Genomic DNA, 20,778 nt, shown 5'->3' with positions numbered 1-20,778 from the left:
CCAAAATTTTAAATCGTAAATTCTAAAAATCAGAAATCGACGATTTAAAACCTGAATTTATTCCTGTCCCCAAGTTGATGGACTTGCATTCCATTCAAGTAAGGTAGATTGTTGATCTTCTGTTATGTATTGTTTTTGAACGGCTAAATCAAGAAGATTTTCGTAGTTGCTTAATGTGAATAAATCAATATTAGCTTCTTTAAAATTTTCTTCGGCAACACCAAAACCGTATGTAAAAATTGCAGCCATACCTTTAATGTTAGCACCTTCGCTTCTTAAAGCTTCAACAGCCATCAAACTGCTTTTTCCAGTACTAATTAAATCTTCGACAACCACAACATTTTGTCCTTTTTGTAAAAAACCTTCCACTTGGTTTTGTCTTCCGTGTTTTTTTGGCTCCGGACGCACATATACGAAAGGAAGACCTAAACTTTCGGCAACCAAAATTCCAACACCAATCGCTCCAGTAGCAACACCAGCAATCACATCAGGTTTTCCAAATTGTTTTTCAATGTTTTTAGCAAATTCATCACGAACATAGTTTCTGATGCTCGGAAATGAAAGAATTAACCTATTATCACAGTAAATAGGAGATTTCCAACCAGAAGCCCACGTAAAAGGATTTTCGGGATTCAATTTAATTGCATTTATTTGCAAAAGCAATTCGGCTGTTTTTTCGGCAGTATCTTTATTAAAAATCATAATACAAATGTATAAAGTTTTTGTAAACGACAAACCACTTTTTTTGACAAATGAAATCTCGAAAGAAACAGATTTCCAATTGTTCTTGTTGGAGAGTATTGATATCGAACAGCTTATCATAAAAATTTTTCAAAATAAAATTCAAAAAGCTATTCTTTATCATCCAGATGAAAGTGAGATCATGAAGACCCTTAAAGCCAAAATTCCTGTAAATAAAGCGGGCGGAGGTTTTGTGTATAATAAGAAAGGAGAGGTTTTATTTATTTTCAGAAACGGAAAATGGGATCTTCCAAAAGGCGGAATCGAGAAAGGTGAAGACATAGAAGCCACAGCAATGCGCGAAGTCGAGGAGGAAACTGGCGTAGGTCAGCTCCGAATTATAAATAAACTCCAAAAAACCTATCACGTATTTAAACGCAACGGAAAATACAAACTCAAAATCACGCATTGGTTTGAAATGCAGTCTGATTTTGAAGGAACACCACACGGACAAATTGAAGAAGGAATTGAAAAAGTTGCCTGGCTAAACCCAGAGCAAATCAAAGAAGCGCTTAAAAACTCATACGAGAATATTAAATTGTTATTTGCAGAAGAAAATCAATATAAATAAAAAAATCGCAATAGTAAATTGCGATTTAAAACGATTTTTAGAACATAGTTTTAATCTCTATAACTAAAAATAAACTCCGAATTATAATTTGATATTTTTCCGCTAGCTTCCATACTAAAGACTTCGGTCATTTTTGTCATTCTGTCTTTATTATCAAAAGTGTAACCTGCTTTTGAGGTATAAACAACAGTCCAATTCGATTCTTTAAAAAACTGTGTTTCGCTGTATTCCGAAATTAAATTTTCAGAAAGGTCAATCATGATGGAAGAATTAAAATTTAAAAAACTGCTTAAATAGCTGTTGAGCTTCCATTCTTTGCCATATAGCAATTTTTTGTAACTGTAATTATTTTTCAGATTAGTATATTTATAATTCGTGAAACGTTCACTTAAGCTTCCGTTAGTTCCAACTTGAGTATACTTTTCCAAATTGCCATTCACAAAATCATATTTGTAAAATAAAGCTCCTGAAAATGTCGTTCGTTTTTCGATTTCATTATTCGAATTAAACAAAATCTCCAGAGATTCTGGCGGATTATTTTCGGTAGTTTTTGTCAAAACTATTTTTCCAGAAAGATGCGTAAAAACAAATTTTGCATTCAAATTTTCTTCATTTGCCGGACTTGACAGTTGTTTCATTTCTGTTATTTTTCCAGCATTATTGTACAAGAAAGTTGTAGTTACTAAAATTTCTCCTGAGGGATTGTAATCAATTATTTTCGAAACCAGATTTTGGTTGTTATAAGTATAGTCACTATGCGTATCGTCAAAATTTTTAACCGTTGTAAGTTTTTCATTTTCAAATAGCATTTCCTGAGAATTAATAAGTAAGTTTTTATGATAATCATTAAACCTTATAGAACTTAGATTAGTTTGAGTTCTGGAATCATCAATTTCTTCATTAGAGCAAGAAACAATTGCGAGTGCAGTAAATAATGCGATTAGCTTTTTCATTTTACTTTTTGTTTGCGTTATATTTTATAGTACAAAAAGTTTGAAAAGGTTGCGTTGTGATTGATGATTAAAATTTGAAGCTTAAATAGTTGGGCGTGCCACCATCCCGATAAAAGGGCTAATTCACTTTGCGCTTATTCGCCCTTTTATCGGGATGCTGTCGGGCTTTCGCCTCCGCGGCGGCGGATTAGCTCTATCCCTCACGCAAAGCTGCATTTTACGAGTAATTTTCTATTTCATTGATTTGAACTGAAGCAAAGTAGCATCAATTATATGCTCAATCTCCAAAAAGTTGCCGCAGATTTTTAAAATTTCTTCCTGATAATTCTCGAAATCTAAAGTAATCCAACCTTCCATTAAAGTCAGCGGACCGTAATTTGTGCTGACATTTGGCCATTTTTGGCTGTAATTTTCAAAAGGATTTCTAAATTTTTCAGCAAATTTTCGGCTTTCTATAGCATAATCTTTTAGTTTTCTCAACTTTAAGGCATGAATATTATACATGATTTTTTGTTTCTGAATGCTGGAATCATTGACCCAAACAGAAAAGAAAATTCTTGATTCAGCTGTTAAAGCTTCATGAGGATTATTTGCCCATGATTTTTTATATAATTTTATAAAAACAGAATCCAAATAAACACCTACAGAAACCTCAACTGATTTTTCATCAAGAATTTTACGATCAAGTTGATTTGCTATTTTTTGAAAGTTTTCCAGATAAAACGAAGTATCCATTTTTCTTTAAAATTAATGCCTAAAAATAACTTAAATCAAATGATTAATTGAATTTATTCAGTTTTATAATTTCATCTTTCAGTTCTTCAGGCGTTACCGGATTAAATTGAAGATCTTTTTCAGATTTTTCACTCGTGGTAGTTTCTTTAATCGCTAAAAATGGTTTGCCTTCAAAATATTTAATAGCAACGATTGTAATTTTTTCTTTTAAAAGCGAATTATAAAAAATAACTTTTTTAGGACTCAATTCACCTTTCATAATAGATTTAAAGCTATGGTAAATAATATTGATCGAAACATTGCTTTCATCTTCGACAATAACACCATAATTAATTACCATTGATGGAATATAGTATAAAAATCGGTCGCAATTTAGGTAACCAAGCTTTGTACTACTGAACATATAATAACTTATTTCATCTGCTTTTATATTTTCATCAGTTTTTGTGGAATAAGGTTCTTGAGGGCGGTTGTTGCTGTAATTTCTTGAATTGGAAATATCGGAGTCCTCTGATTTTATAGTAATTGGCAAAGTATACGTAAAGTTCACAGGAACGCCTTGCACTTTGCCTGGGGTAAATTTTCCAAGTTTTTTTAGAACTCTAAGATATTCGTCATCAGCTTTTCTACTCAAACCTTTTGTTATCTTAATATTAGTGACATTTCCTTCTCTGTTTACAACAAAAGAAGCATATATTTTGCCACTAATTTCTTCGTCAGAATTTCTGTAATTGCTGCCAATAAATTTGTACAAAGCTTCATTTCCACCTATATATACCGGTCTTTCATCAACATTAGTAAAAGTCTGTGCTAAATCAACTGAGTTTTTATTGACAGTCCAATTGATCTGGTCTTTTTTCCAATTTCCATTAAAAAGCTGCATTCCATCTTTATTGTTTTTTTTAGGAAAAGCAATTTCGATATTTTTTCCTTTTTTCAAATCGCATTTTTCGCCATTTGTTGTTGCAGAAATATAAAGCATACCGCCGGTTTCTAATAATTTTCCGTTAGAAGTGGTTGAAAGTCCTCCTAAAATCATATCAGAAATAGAATAATATTCTTTAATCGATATTTTGATTTTTCCTGTTGCTTCATTCCTGTTTTAACTGAAACAAAAGAATTTGCCTTAATTGTAATTTTGGTTTTCTCAGCGCATACAATCGTTGTGTCTTTCTGATTATTGATTAAAAAGAATTGTGGCTTTTTGTCATTTTTGATGAAAAAATCGGATAATAATTTTTTGTTTTCTGCCTCATTATTTTTTGACGAACCTGTAACTGCAGAATCAGTTTTTAAAGTATCGTTTAATGTAGTTTCCTTTTCAGGTTTTATTCCCGAATTATCTGGATTAGATTTAAGATTGTTTTCTTTTGCTTCATTTTTACATGAAGAAATTCCAATAACAAATACGATTATTAATACGAGTTTAAATTTCATCAGGCTGGTTTATTAAAAGAAAAAAATACAATATGTTATATCAATTCAGCATAAGCAAATCCAAATAGAAATATAGAAAGTGCGATATCAACATTTCTGATTAATGTGGGTTTTTCCGAAAAAAGCAAAATAAAACTAACCAACGGCCTTATAATTAATTGCGATAAAAAAGCAATAAACAATAGCAAGAATCCAAAATTCAAATCAGAAAAATCATTGTTTATGATTTTTCGAAATGAAGTCGTAAGTCCGCAGGTTTTGCATTTCATTCCAATTTCAGAATAAGGACATTTAATGCTAATGATATTTGTTTTTAAATAGAAAATCAAAAACAAGATTGCCACAAATATCAAAAGATTAAAAAAATGATATTCCTTATTTTTTTGAAATAGAATCTTTTTGGATAGAATCATTTTTGGCTTTTTGTATCGAATCTTTTCTTAGTTCTTCTTCCAATTTTTCTCCCACTTTTTCCAAAACCTTTTTTTGAATCGTATCAATAACATGTTTTTCAGTATTGTTAAGCGATTGTTCGATTTCGGCTTTAGTTTCAAAAACAGTTTGATATTCATAATATTGGTAAGCTCCAATTGAAATGGCAGCAGCTCCAACAATCAAACCTGCAAGTGAAACAGAAGTGTTTTCGTTTCTTTGTTTTAAGCCAGCGTATGAAATTCCGCTAAAAGCCAATGCAAATAAACTCGGTCCAACGGCATAAAATCCAATGCATGGAATCATGGAAAAAAGAAAAGCAATAATGGCAAATACTAAACCTATAATAGCAAAAGGTTTCGGGCTTCCTGAAGATGAGTTTCCTGAAGATGAATTTCTTGAAGGTTGTGGATTCATTTTTTAGTTTTGATTTAGGTATTTTTTGATTAGGTAAAGGATTAAATGTAAAACTTCATTTTTGAAGAAAAGAACAATCAAAACGAGGACAAGAACTCCAATAATTGAGTTTATAAAACCGCTTTCAAGCGCTTTTTGAAACGATTTTCTCCCAAAGAAAGCGAGCCAGTGAAAAAGTGCTCCCAAATAATTTAATCCGTAAAATATTCCCTCAACAATAGTGTCGCCGGTTTGGTTATTCATAGTTTTTGGTTAAGCAGGTTAGAATTGGGTAATTATATTTGAAATTCAAATATAGAATGTTGAAGTTGAATATAGTTACGGGAAGACGTAAAAAAGAATTATTTCTTAATTATTAAGTAACCATAACGTTAGCGCGGATTTGCAATCCGTGCCCACAAAGTATATCAGTTTTTTGCATTTTGATATTGTTTCACTTTGCGGGCACGGATTGCAAATCCGCGCTAACGGGATATTTTTATTTACTATTGGCTTCTTTAAGTAATTTATTATTTTCCTCAATTATTACTTGTATGTCTTTATATATTGTGTCTCCCATATTATCTTTCAAGTATATTAATTTATATGTGCTGTCAGCCTCAAAAGCATACTCTGCTAATATTTTAGCTCCGAATTTATTTTTAGCTCTAAATGAAAAAAATCCCGAATACTTATTCTTATTCGATAATTTTAAAAAATCCATTTTTGATTCTAAAAAGGATAATGTTTTTTGTGATTTTGAATCGGTTTTTTTGTTAAGATCTTGAATATCATTTAAAATTATTTTAATTTCCTCTTTATTTGTCATGTATACTAAAGAATCTAAATGTATATAATTAAACTCATAACTACTTGGATCATTTAAATTTGTTGTGATTTTATCTTCAATTTCATTTTTAAGATTTTCCTGTTTACTTTTTTTGCATGAAATTATTAGAAAGAAAATGCTTAAAATAAGTAATGTTTTTTTCATAATTACTATTGTTTATATTTTTAATTTTTCAAATTTAAAAACTAATAATAAAATGCTTTTACGGAAAACCATATTTCAAATTAAACAAATTTAGCTTTTAAGGATTAGCATTTATAAGATAAAAAAATCTACAAAACTCGATAAACAGGATACTGCAAATGCGCCTTCTCATAATAAACAGAATGCTTATAAATCCAATCCAATTGCGCTTCAGAACTTTTAGCAAATTCGCGATCGTTTTGTTTTTTGGTTTCTAATTCCGCTTTTAAAGCTGGATTATCTTTTAAAAGTTGTGCAGCAGTATCTTCAAAAATATATTCCGAATAATGTTCTTTTTGCTGTAAAATTGGATCAAAGAAATTCCAGTTAAAAAATGAATCAACACCTTCTGGTTCAAAAGCTTCAACTAAATATTTAACGCCTTTTTGGTTTGTTGGAACATAATAATCACCTTTGGCGAAGGCCATTTTGACTATTTTAGAAGTTACCGTTGTATTTCGGTGCGCATAATGTCCTTCGTAAGCTGACGGAACCGTTTTAAAATCAGCAATTTTGTAGCTTTCAACTTCTATAATTGTATCGTTTTTAAGCTGGCGAAACGTAATATTATTGTTTTTCAAAAGATCAATAATATTCCAATAACCTCGCGGAACTATATACGCCGTAGGAATCACAACTTCTTTAGCCGATTTAAATTCTTTGATATACGGAACATCTTTTTTATAAGGTTTGCTTCGGTCATAGTATAAACGATCTCCCGTTGTGGCTTCGCTTTTTTTGTAACCTGCTTCGTAGCCTAGAAAAGAGAATTTGGTCGTTTTAGTGCTATCCATTTCCCATTGTAAAGTGTATTTTTTCTTAGGCTGATATTGCTCTAAATTTTTTACACGAAGCTCTTTGATTTTCTGATAATTTGCATCGGTAAAATCCAAAGTCGATTTCATGTATTCGTAGGTCATTTTTACACGTTCGGCATATTTTTTCAGCATGTGCGTTTCTACAACAAAACCAATAGTATTAAATAGGGAAGTGTAACCCGTAGTATATCTCGGACTGTCAACAAATTGTCCAAAACCTTTGTCTGGTGTATCTTTAAACGAATCTACATAAGGCGTCGTTTCGATTTTCTTGTTCTGAAGATCTTTTACCAAGGCCGGCATCATTTCGTTATTCATAAAATCGCCTAAAATCGTTCCGAGTTTATTATGTTGTGTCATAATATACGTCAGTTTGTATTGATAATCAGAACCGTTGCTTACGTGATTATCGATAAAAACATCGGCATTTATTTTCTGGAAAATCTCCACAAAACTCTTCGTATTTCGAGTATCCGATTTCATTAAATCACGATTCAAATCGTAGTTCCTTGCATTTCCTCTAAAGCCATAAACTTCGGGTCCATCTTGATTCGCACGCGTTGTAGAATTACGGTTTAAAGCTCCGCCAATATTATAAACCGGAATTGTAACCAAAACGGTGTTTTTTGGTGCTTTCATCTTTCCGGTTGCTAAATCTCTGTAAAATTGCATTGTTGCGTCGATTCCGTCTGGTTCTCCAGCGTGAATTCCATTATTTACAAAAAGCACGGCTTTGGTTTTCTGAATTTTATCAAAGTCAAATTCTTTGTCCGGATTAAAAGTGATCATGTGCAATGGTTCACCAGAATCCGTCAATCCCATTTCTTTCATTTGAATGGTTGGAAAATCAGCAGCAAGCATTTTAAAATAAGCTATAGTTTCCTGATAAGAAGCCGATTGATTTCCGTTTCCTTTTTCGAAAAACGTATCGTATTTTTTGTTGTTTTGAGCGAAAATGGTAATGGTGAAAAGGGAGAGGAGAAGGGTAAAAAGTTTCATGAGTTTAATTTTAATAGGATTCAAATATAAGTTTTTTTTTGTTTCAGGTTTCAAGTTTCAGGTTGATATGCGTTGTGTTTTTAACCGCAAAGTGCGCAAGGTTTTTTATATAAAGCTTTAAAAAAAACGCAAAGTTCGCAAGGCTTTGAACATATACTTGGCGAACTTTGCGTAAACCTTTGTGTGCTTTGCGGTTAGATAACTTGAAACAAAGAAAACCTGAAACTTGAAACAAAACTTTTTTCCCTACTTTTGCAAAATGAATAAAAAACACCATTCCAACAACATACTTTCGAATTTAGGGATTCAGAGCCTAAACGAAATGCAAGAAATGGCGCAAGATGCTATTTTGAACGAAAACAATGTTTTATTACTTTCTCCAACAGGATCAGGAAAGACATTGGCTTTTTTGCTTCCGGTTTTAGAAATGCTGCAGCCTGAAATTCTTTCTGTTCAATGTTTAATTTTGGTTCCGTCGCGTGAACTTGGGCTTCAAATTGAGCAAGTTTGGAAAAAAATGGGAACGCAATACAAAGTAAATATCTGCTATGGCGGACATTCAATTGATACTGAAATCAAGAATTTAAGCAATCCGCCTGCAGTTTTAATTGGAACTCCTGGAAGAATTGCAGATCATATTGACAGAGAAACTTTCAGAACCGATAAAATTCAAACTTTGATTTTAGATGAGTTTGATAAATCGCTTCAGTTAGGGTTTCACGAACAAATGTCTTTTATTATTGGAAGATTGCCGAAAGTCAATAAAAGAGTTTTGGTTTCTGCAACTTCAGATATTGAAATTCCGAAATATACACGCGTTATAAATCCAACTGTTTTGGATTTTATTCCAGAAGAAGAGGAAAAAGCGAATCTGTCAATGAAAATGATTGTTTCGTCAGCCAAAGATAAATTAGGGAGTTTATTCAATTTGATTTGTTCTTTAAAATCAGAATCGGCTATTATTTTTTGCAACCATAGAGATGCGGCAGAACGTATCAGTGATACTTTGAATGAAAAAGGAATCTATTCGGTTTATTATCATGGCGGAATGGATCAGGACGAACGCGAGCGCGCTTTAATTCAGTTTAGAAACGGAAGTATTAGTTATTTGGTCACAACAGATTTAGCGGCGAGAGGTTTGGATATTCCAGAAATGAAACACGTTATTCATTATCATCTGCCGTTAAAAGAAGACGAATTCACGCATAGAAATGGTCGTACAGCGCGTATGCAAGCAAGCGGAACGGCTTATGTCATTATTCACGAAAGTGAAAAACAGCTGGATTATATTGATTATGAAATGGATGTTTTAGATGTCGAAGGAATTGTTTCGTTGCCAAAACCACCACAATTTCAAACCATTTACATAAGCGGCGGAAAGAAAACAAAACTGAACAAATTTGACATTGTTGGTTTCTTTTCTCAAAAAGGAAAATTAGAAAAAGAAGATTTAGGATTGATCGAAGTAAAAGATTTTGTTTCGTTTGCAGCTGTAAAATACAATAAAGTCAAAGATTTGCTGAAGCATATCAAAGATGAAAAAATGAAAGGCAAAAAGTTTAAAATTGAAGTGGCCCGTAATGTTGTAAAGAAAGAAGACGAAAAAAGTAAAAAATACTAGATTGAGGAAAAATAGAACAGTTGAGTAATTTTTGTTCTATTGTGTTGTTTGTCAGTATTTTATAAAATTCAAATTAAGTTTTACAATTTTGTGTTAAAAAAATAATGATTTGATAGCGATTTTTTCATTATTTCTATGTTTTTTTGCTACAGTAAAATTGTAAACCCCAAATACGTTATGAAAAACATTATTACCATTGCTACTTTGTTCTTAAGTTTCGTTTCATTTGCACAAATTAAAGTTCTTGAAACAGTTCCGGTTGAAAAATTAGGAAAAGTAAATAACAATTACATTCAGAAAATTGGAGACGAGTATACTGTGTATTACACTAGTATTCAGAATGATGACGATTCTTCAGCTTTGAGAAAATTTTCATTCAAAAATGTAAACAATGATTACGCAAGTCTTTACTCTATTATCATGAATGGTTTTTCTGCAAGCCCATTGTATGATATTAAATTAGAATTGCCTAACAACTATATCTGGTTGCATTACACAGGAAGTGTAATTCCAGAGAAAGCTACAGTTCAATTTATGGTTTCAAGCAAAGAAGCTACTTCAGCAACAAGCAGTGTTTCTGAGCCATTTGTAAAAGATCAAATCAATAAATTATTCCAAAAATAATTTACTTAAACATAAAAAAAAGCTGTTCAGTCGAACAGCTTTTTTTTATGTTTAAAAGTTATGAGTTATGAGTTATGAGTTTTAAAAAAAAAACTTAGAATCTTAGCAACTTAGAACCTTAGTATCTTTTAAATCTTCTTTACGTATTGCGTAATAATCACAATTTGCTGGCCATCGACTTTTCCTTCAATATATTCAGCGTTTTCGTGATCTAAACGAATGTTTCTAACAGCAGTTCCTTGTTTGGCAACCATGCTAGATCCTTTTACTTTAAGATCTTTGATCAAAACTACAGAATCTCCGTGTTGTAAAACTACTCCGTTGCTGTCGCGGTGAACGAGTTTGTTTTCGTCGTCTTCACCTTCTCCTGTTGCTTGTGCCCATGCCAACGTATCTTCGTCCAGATACATCATGTCAAGTAATTCCTGAGGCCAACCAGCAGCGCGCATACGGCTTAGCATTCTCCACGCCACAACCTGAACCGGAATGTTTTCATTCCACATGCTGTCGTTTAAACATCTCCAGTGATTTAAATCTACATTATCTGGGTTTTCAATTTGGTCAATACAGGTGTTACAAGCTAAAATGCTTTCGTCAAGTCCGCCTTTTTGAGTTGGTAAAACTTGATATACTTTTAGATTTTCCTCGGCGCCACAAAGTTCACATTTAGATCCGCTTCGCTTGTTTAATTCTCTCTCGATGCTCATTATTTCTTGTTTATTTTAAAAATGCGAAATTACTTATAATTTGCTTCGCTTACAAATTTATGGTTGGAAGTATTAATGTCTAACTACTTCGTAAATTTTATTTTCAGTTAAAAGTTTTTGCAGCTCTCTTTTGGCTATAGTTTTTTTGTTTACATAATTTTCTTTCAAATCAATTTTTCCAATTTCCTCTTTGTTGTCAATTTCCATATTATTGATTAACAATACCAAACTGTCTTTTGAAATTTCATCCAGTTTCATTGTTGAATAAAATCCAGTTGAGCTATTAATCAGGTAAACGTCACCAATTTTTGGGCTTTGAATAAAATTTTCAGTGTCTTTTGTTGTTTGGACTGAACTGTAAAAACCGTATAGAACAAAAGCTCCTATAATCATTAATCCTGAAAACATCCAAAACGGACTGTTTACTTTTCCTTTTGATCGGTCAATTTTTTGCTGAGTTGGCGTTGGAAGTTCGTGTCTTTCAAATGTCTTTTTACAGGAATTACATTCTGCAAAAATTAATTTTTTGATTGGAAAAAAAGGAATCCAATAAATATGAGCATATTTTTCGAATATGCTGTATCTCATGGTAACTTTCGAATCGCAATGTGAGCAATCTACGTTTAAAACTTGGTCATTTTTGATGTTTGCAGCTTTGGTTCCGTAAAAAATCATTATTTAGGTTTTAGGGGTTAGGTAAACAAAAATAACGATTTATCTTACCTGTGCAAATAAGTTTGTTTATTCCCTTATTTTGTAACTCTTACAGCATCTGGAACCAGCATTTCATATTCGCCTCCATTGCGCAAAACATCACGAACAATACTTGAACTGATAAAAGAAGTTTTTGCAGCGGTCAATAAAAATACTGTTTCGATTTTTGAAAGCTTTCTGTTGGTATGCGCAATGGCTTTTTCGAATTCGAAATCGGCGGGGTTGCGCAGACCTCTTAAAATGAAATTGGCTTTTTCTTTTTTTGCCAAATCAATCGTAAGTCCTTCATAAGTTATTACCGAAATTTTCGGTTCGTCTTTGAAGGTTTCTTCAATGAAACGTTTTCTTTCTTCTAATGAAAACATGTATTTTTTTTCAGCATTTACACCAATGGCAATTACAATTTCATCAAATAACGGAACTCCTCTTTTGATGATATCTTCGTGTCCTAACGTAATTGGGTCAAATGATCCTGGGAATATGGCTTTTCGCATTTCTTTTAAAGATTCTGAGGTGCTGAGATGCTAAGATTCTAAGTTTTTTTTAGAATCGGAGATTCAGAACGACAAGATTGTGTTATAATTAAAAAATAAGGTGCTGAAATCTTAGTATCTCAGCACCTTAGTATCTTAGTGACTAGGCTAAAGCCAGTTCAATTGCATTTGTAAATAAATCTTCCAGAGAAATTCCGGCTGCTTTTGCTTGTTGCGGAATCAAACTTTCTGTTGTCAATCCTGGAATAGTGTTCATTTCAAGCATATATGGTTCGTTGTCAACGATAATGAATTCGCTTCTTGAGAAACCTTTCATTTTTAAAACTTCGTAAGCGCGTTTTGCTGTTTCTCCAACTTTTTGTGTCAGTTCGTCAGAAATTCTTGCTGGAGTGATTTCTTGTGATTTTCCTTCGTATTTGGCTTCATAATCGAAGAAATCATTATCAGATACAATTTCTGTAATTGGCAAAACTTTGATTTCGCCTTTGTAATTGATTACGCCGACAGAAACTTCAGTTCCGTCAAGGAAACTTTCAATGATGATTTCGTTATCCTCTTTATATGCAACTTCAATTGCGATTGGAAGTTCAGCTTCAGATTTTACTTTTGAAATTCCGAAACTTGAACCTGCTTTATTTGGTTTTACGAAACAAGGAAGTCCTACTTTTTTAACGATTTCGGCAGTATTGATTTCGTCGCCTTTGTTTAAATAATATGAAATTGCCGTTTTGATTCCGTATGGTTTTAAAACCGATAATAAATCTCTTTTGTTGAAAGTCAAAGCCGATTGATAATAATCGCAAGATGATTGTGGAAGACCAATTAATTCAAAATAAGCCTGCATTAATCCGTCTTCGCCCGGAGTTCCGTGAATGGCATTGAAAACACAGTCAAAAGTGATTTTTTCTCCGTTTACGGTTACAGAAAAATCGTTTCTGTCAATTGGAAATTCGGCATCGTTTGCGTCTACATAAACCCATTTTTCTTTGAAAATATGAATTCGGAATCCGTTGTATTTTGTTTTGTCAAGATATTGGTACACAACGTTTCCGCTGATAAGCGAAATTTTGTATTCGCTTGAATATCCGCCCATTATTATGGCAATGTTTTTCATTGACTTTCTTATTTATTTAATCGTTAATTTATTTAATCGAGATTTTATCCTGAAACCGAGTGCCCTAGCCCCGATAGAGCCGGTATCCTTTTTGATCTCGTTTTTTTACGAGAGCAAAAAGATATAGGCGAAAGCGGGAAACAGCTCCTAAAAATTGAAATTTTAAATTCTAAAATACCAAATTCCAAAGATTTTAGTTTTTAATAGAAATAACAATCGCAGGGCATTTTTGTTTTAAACAAAATTATCATTTTTTTTGAAATGAAATACTTTATCTTTGCGTTCAACTAAAAATTAATTTATGAGTTTACGTAAGTATTTAACTAGCCGCGTATTTTTTTTACAATTGTTGAGTGCGGCAGCTATCATTGCAGTTTTGGGTTATTTGTTTATGCATTGGCTGACTTTTACAACTGATCATGGACATGAAATTGCGGTTCCAAATCTAGCGAGATTAACTGAAGAACAGGTTGAAGAGAAATTAGACGAACTGGACTTAGATTATGTGCTTTTGGATAGTGTTGATTACCGAAGTGAATTTCCGAAATTCAGTGTTGTTGAGCAAGATCCATTGCCGGGAACTAAGGTGAAAGTTGGAAGAAAAATATATATTAAAATTAACGCATCAGGTTTTTCATCTGTTAAAATTCCTGATTTAATTGAAAAAACATATCGTGAAGCGGTTCCTACTTTGAAAGCTTTGGGGCTTGAGCCGGGAACGATTACTTATATTCCGAATCTTGGAAAAGATATGGTTTTGGAAATGCGTTACAAAGGAAGAAACTTAAAAGTAGGAGACCGCGTGTTGAAAGCTTCTAAAATTGATTTGGTTTTAGGAGACGGAAAAGCGAGTTATGTAGATGACAGCCAGGCAGACAGTACGGCAGTGCCTGTAGAAACCCCACAAGATGAACAATAATATTGAAGAAAATTTAGATCTGGAAGACGAATTATTCGAGCATTACAGATTTGAAGTCCCTAAAGGTCAGGCGTTTTTGCGTATTGACAAATATTTAATGTATTTGATTCCGAATGCTACACGAAATAAAATTCAGAATGCAGCAACTAATGGAAATATCTTTGTAAACGATATTCCGGTAAAATCAAATTACAAAGTAAAACCTTTTGATGTGATAACGGTTATGTTATCGCATCCGCCATTTGAAAATCATATTCTTCCTGAAGATATTCCGTTGAATATTGTTTATGAAGATGATGCACTTTTGCTAATCAATAAAGAGCCTGGAATGGTTGTGCATCCAGGTCACGGAAATTACACGGGAACGCTGGTAAATGCTTTGGCGCATCATTTTGATAATTTGCCAATGAACAGCAGTGAACGTCCGGGATTGGTTCACCGAATAGATAAAGATACGTCAGGACTTTTGGTTGTTGCCAAAACTGAAGCAGCAATGACACATTTAGCGAAGCAGTTTGAAGCTAAAACTACCGAACGTGAGTATATTGCTCTTGTTTGGGGAAATGTGGCTGCAGAAAGCGGTACAATTGAAGGAAACTTAGCAAGACATTTGAAAGATCGTATGCAAATGGCTGTTTTTGCTGATCCTGAAATTGGAAAACCGGCTATTACGCATTATAAAGTTTTGGAGCGTTTTGGTTATGTGACTTTGATTTCATGTAAATTAGAAACTGGAAGAACACACCAGATTCGTGCACATATGAAACATATCGGGCACCCGTTATTCAATGATGAACGTTACGGCGGACATTTAATTTTAAAAGGTACGACGTTTACTAAATACAAACAGTTTATTGAGAATTGTTTTAAAGCATTGCCACGTCAGGCGCTTCATGCTAAAACGCTTGGTTTTGTTCATCCAAATACGGGAGAATTGATGCGTTTTGATACAGAATTGCCTCAGGATTTTCAGGATTGTATTGAAAAATGGCGTACTTACGTGAAGTCGCATAATACTGAAGATGAAGAATAATTAGAAAATGTGTCAATTAGAAAATTAGATAATTTCTTTAATAGAAATAATAAAAAAGCTCCTTATTGGAGCTTTTTTATTTTGGACATGAATAAGTAATTTTCTAATTGACACATTTTCTAATTAACTAATTTTTGAAATTTTATTTTTCCGATTGATCCTGTTTCTGATGGCAAAAGCTCGAAAATAGAAGTAGGAGCGAGGCCGGCTTCAATTCGGTGTGAAACATATAAAATAGCAACGTTTGTTTCTTGTTTTATCGTATTGATAAGCTGAATTACTAAATCTACATTTTCGTCGTCCAGGCCTTCTACAGGTTCGTCTAGAATTAATAATGGCGGATGTTTTAAAACGGCGCGAACAATCAAAGCAACTCTTTGCTGACCGATTGAAAGATCGATAAAGCGTTTTTTGCGTAAATGCGTCATTTCAATTACATCTAACCATTGATTTACAATTTGCAGTTGATGCGTCGTTGGTTCGTTATAAAGTCCGATGGAATCAAAAAAACCGGAAAGAATCATTTGTTCCAAAGTATGACCTTTCTGAAATAAATCGGTCATAGAAGTGGTGAAGATTCCGATTTGTTTTTTGATGTCCCAAACGCTTTCTCCACTTCCCTTTTTTCTTCCAAATAAATATAAATTCTGACCAAAACCTTTTGGATTATCGCCTGTAATCAAAGATAAAATGGTGCTTTTTCCAGAACCGTTTGGGCCAATTAACTGCCAAAATTCGCCTTGTTTTATTGTCCAGGAAATTTTGTCTATAATTTTGCGTTCTTCGTAACTTACCGAAACTTCTTCCATTTTAATCAACACACTTTCGTGGAAAGAATGTGGTTCAATTGCTTTTGGAATTGCAGCTGTATTTAAGGTTTTAAAATGATTTTCGGTTTTTAAAATCGGATGCAATTCAAATGAATTGTCTTTGATTTGCGCTTTATTCGGAACAAATTCTAAAACATCTGAAACGCGATTTACAATTTGGATTATGGCAATTTCGTTCGTCAGTTTTTTTAAAGATTCTGCCAGCACAACACGCGATGCCTGATCCAAATGATCAAATGGATTGTCAAAAATGATAAAATCAGGTTTTTGGCTGATGCAGTATTTTAAAAACTCTTTTTTGCGTTCTCCCGAAGAAAAAGTCCTTAATTGACGATGTGATTCCGGAGAAGCTTCTACGATATCATATTGATACTCTTTTTCAATGAATTTTTCAATTGCGATATCTGAGAACAGAATTCCTTTTTTATTGTTGAAAAAGGCTAATTCTCCTTTTGATTCGCTATTGAGTATGTTGTCAATAAAAGCTTTTTTGTTTACCTGGTTAGATAAAAGTATGTCCCAGTGTTGCATTATAAAATCTTAAATAATTATTCTAGTTTTTTGTTGCCATTTCGCGGTCATTTCTTGACCATTCGCTCCACGAACCAACATATAGTTTTGGAATCGGAATTCCTGCATAATCCATTGCAAGTAAGGTGTGGCATGCCGTTACGCCTGAACCACAGTGTACAATTACATTTTCTGAATTAATATCGCCTAAAATGGCATTGTATTTTTCCTTTAAAATTTCAGGAGATTTGTATAATCCATCTTCATTTAGATTTTCACTAAACGGAACATTAATTGCACTAGGAATATGTCCCGCAATTAAATCCAATGGTTCAGTTAAGCCGTCAAAACGATTTTTATCTCTAACATCAATCACTATATTTTCATTGGTTTTTCGGGCTTTTTCAACTTCTTCAATATCGGCTACAGCTAATTTCCAATTTGAAACTGGAAAATTGCTTTGTTCAAATTGTTCAATTTCTGAACTTATTGGAAAACCTGCTTTTATAGCTTCTTGTAAACCTCCATTTAAAACCTGAACTTTTTCGTGTCCAATTGCTTTCAGCATCCACCAAAATCGCGATGCTGCATTAGATCCGTTTTTGTCATCATAAATTATGACATGGCTTTCCGGTGAAATTCCTTTTTTAGAAAGTACATCAGCAAACTTTTCTAACGACGGAAGCGGATGTCTTCCACCATTTTTCGGATTACAATCAACTGTTGCTAAATCTTTGTTCAAATCAACATATCGAGCGCCTTTTAAATGTTCTTTTTGATAATTTTCTTGCGCATTTAGTCCGGCTCTGGCGTCGATTAAAACAATCGTTTTTGAATGTGACAATTGAATTAATGCTTCAGAATTTATAATTGGAGAAAGTTTGTCTGACATTTTAAATATATTTTTTAATGAATTATTTTTTAAATCATTAATCAGCGAAAGCCTGACCGAAAAAAATAAAAAAAGTATTGTTTGTTTTGTCGTATCGTAAGCATTCCCAATTGTTGTAAACAGCACTTGTGGCCAAACAAAGTGTATTTGCAAGATTCGTTTTTGACACATTTTTAGCAAAGCATCCATCTTTTAATGCAAAATCTTGAGCTTTTGATATGTCAGTAATTTTAACACTAGTATATTGTAAATAAGTTTCTATACTTTTTGTTAGATAATCTTCACTGTAAACTAAAAATTCATCTGCAAATTGATAATCTAATGTTCCAAAAGAATAGAAATCGCAATCTGCATCTTTTAAGCCATTTATGACTTTTATGTCTTTATATAATTCAGCATATGCAGCAGTTTTTTCATTATAGAATAAAAACGAAATTTTCACATTCTTTTTGTCATAAACTGTAAACACAAAATCATTACTTTTTTCCTGAAACAGACTTCCTTTGGCAACAGAAAGTAATTCATAATTGTTGTTTTTTTTGAAAAAAGATTGTTGCTCTTCGTTTATTTTTTCAATCAATTTGTTATGAATATTTAAAAAAACTTTTTTTTCTGAAAGTCGTTTCAAACTTTCCTTTTGTCTAGATATACGATCAGCATCTTCAGGATTATCAAACGTCGAAATTTGATAATCTACAGTATCAGATTCATTTTTTTTACTAATTATTTTTGATGCTGTTTCTTTTTGTAGGTTATCTGTTTTATTGATTTTATTTTCCTGTTGTTTTGAATTGCAAGAAATTAATAATAGTGTAAAAAGAATGATCGCGATTTTATTTTTCATTAAATTATATAGTAATTGTTTTAAAAATTTCTTCAGAATTTATGATTACAGACAGTTTGTCTACTATTTTGAAATTATTTACTTTTTTTATTTCCAAACAAAAGCAAAGCATTCAGGATTACTTTGTTTTGTGTTTCATTTTCAAATGTATACGAAAGCGTTTTGTTTGTTTTACCTTCATAATCAATATCATTATGTCCCATATTTACATAAAGCATTTTGTATTTTTTATTTGTCCAAACGACAGGATAATAGCCACTGTGCCAAATTTCATGTGCTTTTGGACCTGTTCCTAACGGAAAACTGCTTTCGTCAATTGCTAAGAGAATTTTAATGTCTGGATTTTTTGTCAAATCATTGCCCCATCGGTACCATTCGTTTGGTTGTGATTTGAAAGTTTTAGGAATACCTTTAGTTATCGGATCCTGATTTTCAACTCTCAAAATTGCCGATGTCGGTCTCCATGTATTACTTCCATATTCTCCAGAACCCAGAAAAGTATTGTGATACCAATCCCAGTTTTGTGGATAAGAGGAATTATTTAATGCAAAAGCCGAAAAATGAAATCCGATGAAACCTCCTCCATTTTCCATATATTTTTGAAAAGCTTCGCGCTGAGATGGAGTTTCTGGTCTTGTGTCTAAAAATAATACAACCTGATAATTAGCTAAAAACTTTGCATTCAGATTGTCCCAATTGCTTGTTGAATCGTATTCAAAATGATTTTCTTCGGCAATTTTTGGAAACCATTTATTGGCTTCATGGACAAAACTGATGTGTGCCTGATCATTTTTTCCTGTATAAAACGCAATTACTTTAAATTTTGTTTTGTCTTTTTTATGTTGTGAAAAACCGGTTAAACAAATTAGAAAAAGTGATGCTAAAACTAAATTTATTCTTTGATTAAAAATCTTCATATTTTTAAAAATTAACTAGGGATTTTTTCGATTAGGATTTCGTTCTCTGATTTATCAAAATAAGTACAGGTCATTTCGACAATATTAACACGCCATTTTGCGATTCCACATTGCGCACATTGCGCACAAAAAGTCATATAATCCGATTCACCATGTTGATGTTTTACTAAAAGTTCGATGAAAAGCTCTTTGTTAGGAAAATCAGCGACTTTTATTTCAGGATATTTTTCTTCCGCTGCAGCAGTATAATTATTTAATCCAAAATAAACAACACTTCCGTCATGCACAAAAGTGTCGTAACCTTTTACGCCAAGAATGATTAAATCTTGAATATAGTTTGGAAAATCAGCACCGCTTTTTACTTTAGAATGTGCTTCTTTGATTTGGTCGATAGTAAACATAATAGTGTGGTTTTAATTGATTATTCTTTCAAAAATACGATTAATGGTTTTATAAATTGATCAAAAGATTCAATATGTGGCAAATGCCCTGTATTTGGAATTTCAACCAATTTTGAATTCGGAATTGCCTTTTGAGTTCGTTTGCCTAATTCGGCATAATTTCCCATTGTTGCCTGAATATCTTCTGAAACTAAAGGCTTTCCTAAAGCTGTTTTATCTCTTGTGCCAATAATTAAAAGCGTTGAAACCTGAATGTTTTTAAATTCATACAAAACAGGTTGTGTAAAAATCATATCATACAAAAGTGCCGAATTCCACGCGACTTTTTCATATTCTGGGTCTGTTGTCCAACCAGCACTGAGTTCGGCCCATTTTTGATAATCGGCGTTCCATTTTCCGTTATAATAATTAGCCATTTGATAATTTTTAATGGTCTGAAAATTTTGTTTCAATTCTGATTCGTACCACCAATCTACAGGTTTATAAGGAACGACTAATTTCCAGTCTTCCAAACCAATTGGGTTTTCTAAAACTAATTTTTCAGTCATTTCCGGATACATCAAAGCGAAGCGAGTTGCCAGCATTCCGCCCATAGAATGTCCTAAAATAGTCGCTTTCCCGATTCCAAGATGATCTAATAATTTTTTGGTGTTTTCTGCCAATTGCTGAAAAGTATATTGAAAATTATCGGGTTTAGATGATTTTCCAAAGCCAATCTGATCTGGAACAATTACTCGGAAACCTGCTGCAGTTAATGCTTTTATAGTTGTTTCCCAATAGGCTCCGTTGAAGTTTTTTCCGTGAAGAAGTACCACATTTTTGTTGTTGTAATTTTCCGGAGTTATATCCATATAAAACATTTGCATGTACTGGCGCTGGCTGGTCAATTCTAAAAATTGAACGGGATAAGGATATTCGTAATTCGTCAAATTAATATCTAGAGGTTTAATATTGGCATCTTGCGCGAAAACCAAAAAAGGGAACAGGAATAATAAAAGCTTTGCAATTTTCATTTCAGGGCCAATTATGGGTTAAGAAGTATA

Annotated in this window: 24 protein-coding genes; 5 read left to right on the top strand and 19 right to left on the bottom strand. The window is 32.6% G+C overall.

All coding sequences use genetic code 11. The features are described from left to right. Positions 1 to 57: 57 nt before the first annotated feature. Positions 58 to 702, bottom strand: coding sequence for an orotate phosphoribosyltransferase (gene pyrE / locus GQ47_RS11030; protein ID WP_035648398.1), 645 nt, complete (start codon positions 700 to 702; stop codon positions 58 to 60). Positions 703 to 709: 7 nt separating this feature from the next. On the opposite strand from pyrE, the gene GQ47_RS11025 reads away from it, so the two are divergent. Beyond that, positions 710 to 1,312: an NUDIX hydrolase gene (locus GQ47_RS11025; RefSeq protein ID WP_035648397.1), complete on the top strand. Its 603-nt coding sequence runs from the start codon at positions 710 to 712 to the stop codon at positions 1,310 to 1,312. Between the two features lie 50 nt (positions 1,313 to 1,362). On the opposite strand, the gene GQ47_RS11020 is transcribed toward GQ47_RS11025, so the two are convergent. The 8 genes from GQ47_RS11020 to GQ47_RS10980 form a co-directional block, all read right to left on the bottom strand. After that, positions 1,363 to 2,265 (bottom strand): hypothetical protein, encoded by a 903-nt coding sequence (locus GQ47_RS11020; protein WP_035648396.1) that lies wholly within the window; start codon positions 2,263 to 2,265, stop codon positions 1,363 to 1,365. A gap of 231 nt (positions 2,266 to 2,496) precedes the next feature. Further along, positions 2,497 to 3,000 (bottom strand): hypothetical protein, encoded by a 504-nt coding sequence (locus GQ47_RS11015; protein WP_035648395.1) that lies wholly within the window; start codon positions 2,998 to 3,000, stop codon positions 2,497 to 2,499. A gap of 43 nt (positions 3,001 to 3,043) precedes the next feature. Further along, a complete protein-coding gene (locus GQ47_RS22875; RefSeq protein ID WP_051951485.1) occupies positions 3,044 to 4,039 on the bottom strand; it encodes an energy transducer TonB in 996 nt (331 codons plus the stop codon). Further along, positions 4,036 to 4,437 carry a hypothetical protein gene (locus GQ47_RS11005; RefSeq protein WP_035648392.1) on the bottom strand — a complete coding sequence of 134 codons (402 nt, stop codon included), beginning with the start codon at positions 4,435 to 4,437 and terminating at the stop codon, positions 4,036 to 4,038. The genes GQ47_RS22875 and GQ47_RS11005 overlap by 4 nt, the downstream gene beginning before the upstream one ends. A 375-nt stretch (positions 4,438 to 4,812) precedes the next feature. After that, on the bottom strand, positions 4,813 to 5,286 hold the full coding sequence (locus GQ47_RS10995) for a hypothetical protein (protein WP_035648387.1): 474 nt from the start codon (positions 5,284 to 5,286) through the stop codon (positions 4,813 to 4,815). 3 nt (positions 5,287 to 5,289) lie between these two features. Continuing rightward, entirely contained in the window at positions 5,290 to 5,529 is a 240-nt protein-coding gene (locus GQ47_RS10990; protein ID WP_035648384.1) for a hypothetical protein, read from the bottom strand. Positions 5,530 to 5,764: 235 nt separating this feature from the next. After that, the gene (locus GQ47_RS10985; protein WP_035648381.1) at positions 5,765 to 6,259 is read right to left on the bottom strand and encodes a hypothetical protein; all 495 of its coding nucleotides are present in this window, start codon (positions 6,257 to 6,259) and stop codon (positions 5,765 to 5,767) included. Between the two features lie 128 nt (positions 6,260 to 6,387). Then, positions 6,388 to 8,115, bottom strand: a complete 1,728-nt coding sequence (locus GQ47_RS10980) for a M14 family metallopeptidase (protein WP_035649340.1) — start codon at positions 8,113 to 8,115, stop codon at positions 6,388 to 6,390. 259 nt (positions 8,116 to 8,374) lie between these two features. Here GQ47_RS10980 and GQ47_RS10970 point away from each other — a divergent pair, with 259 nt between their 5' ends. Then, the gene (locus GQ47_RS10970) at positions 8,375 to 9,736 is read left to right on the top strand and encodes a DEAD/DEAH box helicase (protein ID WP_035648375.1); all 1,362 of its coding nucleotides are present in this window, start codon (positions 8,375 to 8,377) and stop codon (positions 9,734 to 9,736) included. 177 nt (positions 9,737 to 9,913) lie between these two features. Next, positions 9,914 to 10,360, top strand: coding sequence for a hypothetical protein (locus GQ47_RS10965; RefSeq protein WP_035648373.1), 447 nt, complete (start codon positions 9,914 to 9,916; stop codon positions 10,358 to 10,360). Between the two features lie 128 nt (positions 10,361 to 10,488). On the opposite strand, the gene GQ47_RS10960 is transcribed toward GQ47_RS10965, so the two are convergent. The 4 genes from GQ47_RS10960 to GQ47_RS10945 all read right to left on the bottom strand — a co-directional run bounded on the left by GQ47_RS10960 (position 10,489) and on the right by GQ47_RS10945 (position 13,389). Then, a complete protein-coding gene (locus tag GQ47_RS10960; RefSeq protein ID WP_035648371.1) occupies positions 10,489 to 11,067 on the bottom strand; it encodes a PhnA domain-containing protein in 579 nt (192 codons plus the stop codon). Between the two features lie 72 nt (positions 11,068 to 11,139). Next, positions 11,140 to 11,742, bottom strand: coding sequence for a zinc ribbon domain-containing protein (locus GQ47_RS10955; RefSeq protein ID WP_035648370.1), 603 nt, complete (start codon positions 11,740 to 11,742; stop codon positions 11,140 to 11,142). Positions 11,743 to 11,816: 74 nt separating this feature from the next. Then, positions 11,817 to 12,275 carry a pantetheine-phosphate adenylyltransferase gene (gene coaD, locus GQ47_RS10950; RefSeq protein ID WP_035648368.1) on the bottom strand — a complete coding sequence of 153 codons (459 nt, stop codon included), beginning with the start codon at positions 12,273 to 12,275 and terminating at the stop codon, positions 11,817 to 11,819. A gap of 142 nt (positions 12,276 to 12,417) precedes the next feature. Then, entirely contained in the window at positions 12,418 to 13,389 is a 972-nt protein-coding gene (locus GQ47_RS10945; protein ID WP_035648366.1) for a D-alanine--D-alanine ligase, read from the bottom strand. A gap of 301 nt (positions 13,390 to 13,690) precedes the next feature. On the opposite strand from GQ47_RS10945, the gene GQ47_RS10940 reads away from it, so the two are divergent. Next, complete coding sequence (locus GQ47_RS10940; protein ID WP_035648362.1) at positions 13,691 to 14,308, top strand: PASTA domain-containing protein; 618 nt, start codon at positions 13,691 to 13,693, stop codon at positions 14,306 to 14,308. Continuing rightward, positions 14,298 to 15,341 (top strand): RluA family pseudouridine synthase, encoded by a 1,044-nt coding sequence (locus GQ47_RS10935; RefSeq protein WP_035648359.1) that lies wholly within the window; start codon positions 14,298 to 14,300, stop codon positions 15,339 to 15,341. Before GQ47_RS10940 ends, GQ47_RS10935 begins: the two co-directional genes overlap by 11 nt. A 119-nt stretch (positions 15,342 to 15,460) precedes the next feature. Here GQ47_RS10935 and GQ47_RS10930 read toward each other — a convergent pair whose 3' ends face one another. The 6 genes from GQ47_RS10930 to GQ47_RS10905 all read right to left on the bottom strand — a co-directional run bounded on the left by GQ47_RS10930 (position 15,461) and on the right by GQ47_RS10905 (position 20,748). After that, complete coding sequence (locus GQ47_RS10930; protein ID WP_035648356.1) at positions 15,461 to 16,702, bottom strand: ATP-binding cassette domain-containing protein; 1,242 nt, start codon at positions 16,700 to 16,702, stop codon at positions 15,461 to 15,463. 22 nt (positions 16,703 to 16,724) lie between these two features. Then, positions 16,725 to 17,573 (bottom strand): sulfurtransferase, encoded by an 849-nt coding sequence (locus GQ47_RS10925; RefSeq protein ID WP_035648353.1) that lies wholly within the window; start codon positions 17,571 to 17,573, stop codon positions 16,725 to 16,727. Between the two features lie 37 nt (positions 17,574 to 17,610). After that, positions 17,611 to 18,417: a hypothetical protein gene (locus GQ47_RS10920; RefSeq protein WP_035648350.1), complete on the bottom strand. Its 807-nt coding sequence runs from the start codon at positions 18,415 to 18,417 to the stop codon at positions 17,611 to 17,613. 74 nt (positions 18,418 to 18,491) lie between these two features. Beyond that, complete coding sequence (locus tag GQ47_RS10915; protein WP_035648348.1) at positions 18,492 to 19,334, bottom strand: ThuA domain-containing protein; 843 nt, start codon at positions 19,332 to 19,334, stop codon at positions 18,492 to 18,494. A gap of 11 nt (positions 19,335 to 19,345) precedes the next feature. Continuing rightward, complete coding sequence (locus tag GQ47_RS10910) at positions 19,346 to 19,735, bottom strand: DUF1398 domain-containing protein (protein ID WP_035648346.1); 390 nt, start codon at positions 19,733 to 19,735, stop codon at positions 19,346 to 19,348. 20 nt (positions 19,736 to 19,755) lie between these two features. Then, positions 19,756 to 20,748, bottom strand: coding sequence for an alpha/beta fold hydrolase (locus GQ47_RS10905; RefSeq protein WP_035648344.1), 993 nt, complete (start codon positions 20,746 to 20,748; stop codon positions 19,756 to 19,758). Positions 20,749 to 20,778 lie beyond the last annotated feature (30 nt).

The sequence above is a fragment of the Flavobacterium sp. ASV13 genome (assembly GCF_000745775.1).
Taxonomy (GTDB): Bacteria; Bacteroidota; Bacteroidia; order Flavobacteriales; family Flavobacteriaceae; genus Flavobacterium.
Note: the sequence above shows the minus strand (reverse complement) of the source record. Positions and strands in the feature narration are given on the sequence as shown.

Bases quoted from the DNA above. Each gene is read 5' to 3' on its own strand.
- GQ47_RS11020 (WP_035648396.1), bottom strand. From the start codon at position 2,265: ATGAAAAAGCTAATCGCATTATTTACTGCACTCGCAATTGTTTCTTGC.
- GQ47_RS11015 (WP_035648395.1), bottom strand. From the start codon at position 3,000: ATGGATACTTCGTTTTATCTGGAAAACTTTCAAAAAATAGCAAATCAA.
- GQ47_RS10980 (WP_035649340.1), bottom strand. From the start codon at position 8,115: ATGAAACTTTTTACCCTTCTCCTCTCCCTTTTCACCATTACCATTTTC.
- GQ47_RS10930 (WP_035648356.1), bottom strand. From the start codon at position 16,702: ATGCAACACTGGGACATACTTTTATCTAACCAGGTAAACAAAAAAGCT.
- GQ47_RS10945 (WP_035648366.1), bottom strand. From the start codon at position 13,389: ATGAAAAACATTGCCATAATAATGGGCGGATATTCAAGCGAATACAAA.
- GQ47_RS10965 (WP_035648373.1), top strand. From the start codon at position 9,914: ATGAAAAACATTATTACCATTGCTACTTTGTTCTTAAGTTTCGTTTCA.
- GQ47_RS10935 (WP_035648359.1), top strand. From the start codon at position 14,298: ATGAACAATAATATTGAAGAAAATTTAGATCTGGAAGACGAATTATTC.
- GQ47_RS10915 (WP_035648348.1), bottom strand. From the start codon at position 19,334: ATGAAGATTTTTAATCAAAGAATAAATTTAGTTTTAGCATCACTTTTT.
- GQ47_RS10985 (WP_035648381.1), bottom strand. From the start codon at position 6,259: ATGAAAAAAACATTACTTATTTTAAGCATTTTCTTTCTAATAATTTCA.
- GQ47_RS11025 (WP_035648397.1), top strand. From the start codon at position 710: ATGTATAAAGTTTTTGTAAACGACAAACCACTTTTTTTGACAAATGAA.
- GQ47_RS22875 (WP_051951485.1), bottom strand. From the start codon at position 4,039: ATGATTTTAGGAGGACTTTCAACCACTTCTAACGGAAAATTATTAGAA.
- GQ47_RS11005 (WP_035648392.1), bottom strand. From the start codon at position 4,437: ATGAAATTTAAACTCGTATTAATAATCGTATTTGTTATTGGAATTTCT.
- GQ47_RS10990 (WP_035648384.1), bottom strand. From the start codon at position 5,529: ATGAATAACCAAACCGGCGACACTATTGTTGAGGGAATATTTTACGGA.
- GQ47_RS10905 (WP_035648344.1), bottom strand. From the start codon at position 20,748: ATGAAAATTGCAAAGCTTTTATTATTCCTGTTCCCTTTTTTGGTTTTC.
- coaD (WP_035648368.1), bottom strand. From the start codon at position 12,275: ATGCGAAAAGCCATATTCCCAGGATCATTTGACCCAATTACGTTAGGA.
- GQ47_RS10910 (WP_035648346.1), bottom strand. From the start codon at position 19,735: ATGTTTACTATCGACCAAATCAAAGAAGCACATTCTAAAGTAAAAAGC.
- GQ47_RS10960 (WP_035648371.1), bottom strand. From the start codon at position 11,067: ATGAGCATCGAGAGAGAATTAAACAAGCGAAGCGGATCTAAATGTGAA.
- GQ47_RS10995 (WP_035648387.1), bottom strand. From the start codon at position 5,286: ATGAATCCACAACCTTCAAGAAATTCATCTTCAGGAAACTCATCTTCA.
- GQ47_RS10920 (WP_035648350.1), bottom strand. From the start codon at position 18,417: ATGAAAAATAAAATCGCGATCATTCTTTTTACACTATTATTAATTTCT.
- pyrE (WP_035648398.1), bottom strand. From the start codon at position 702: ATGATTTTTAATAAAGATACTGCCGAAAAAACAGCCGAATTGCTTTTG.
- GQ47_RS10940 (WP_035648362.1), top strand. From the start codon at position 13,691: ATGAGTTTACGTAAGTATTTAACTAGCCGCGTATTTTTTTTACAATTG.
- GQ47_RS10925 (WP_035648353.1), bottom strand. From the start codon at position 17,573: ATGTCAGACAAACTTTCTCCAATTATAAATTCTGAAGCATTAATTCAA.
- GQ47_RS10970 (WP_035648375.1), top strand. From the start codon at position 8,375: ATGAATAAAAAACACCATTCCAACAACATACTTTCGAATTTAGGGATT.
- GQ47_RS10955 (WP_035648370.1), bottom strand. From the start codon at position 11,742: ATGATTTTTTACGGAACCAAAGCTGCAAACATCAAAAATGACCAAGTT.